Below are 618 nucleotides of genomic sequence, written 5' to 3' on the forward strand. Positions count from 1 at the left end.
GCTTCACAGCTTCGGCGGTGTGCTTAAGCCCCGCTACATTATCGGCGCAGAACCACTTGACCAGTGAGCTATTACGCACTCTTTAAAGGATGGCTGCTTCTAAGCCAACCTCCTGGTTGTCTCAGCAACTCCACAACCTTTCCCACTTAGCACACGCTTAGGGGCCTTAGCTGATGATCTGGGCTGTTTCCCTCTCGACTACGAAGCTTATCCCCCGCAGTCTCACTGCCACGCTTCACTTCACCGGCATTCGGAGTTTGTCTGACGTCAGTAACCTTGTCGGGCCCATCAGCCAAACAGTAGCTCTACCTCCGGCAAGAAACACGCAACGCTGCACCTAAATGCATTTCGGGGAGAACCAGCTATCACGGAGTTTGATTGGCCTTTCACCCCTACCCACACCTCATCCCCCAGGTTTTCAACCCTGGTGGGTTCGGGCCTCCACGAGGTCTTACCCCCGCTTCACCCTGGACATGGGTAGATCACTCCGCTTCGGGTCCACAGCATGCGACTCAAACGCCCTATTCAGACTCGGTTTCCCTACGGCTACCCCACCCGGGTTAACCTCGCCACACACCATGACTCGCAGGCTCATTCTTCAAAAGGCACGCCATCACC

At 55.7% G+C, this 618-nt stretch carries 1 rRNA gene; it reads right to left on the bottom strand.

What is annotated here, in order from left to right:
* Window positions 1-618, bottom strand: a 23S ribosomal RNA gene (locus ACJOT3_RS34660); the annotation flags it as partial.

It is taken from the genome of Nocardiopsis protaetiae (genome assembly GCF_045446735.1).
Classification (GTDB): Bacteria; Actinomycetota; Actinomycetes; order Streptosporangiales; family Streptosporangiaceae; genus Nocardiopsis; species Nocardiopsis protaetiae.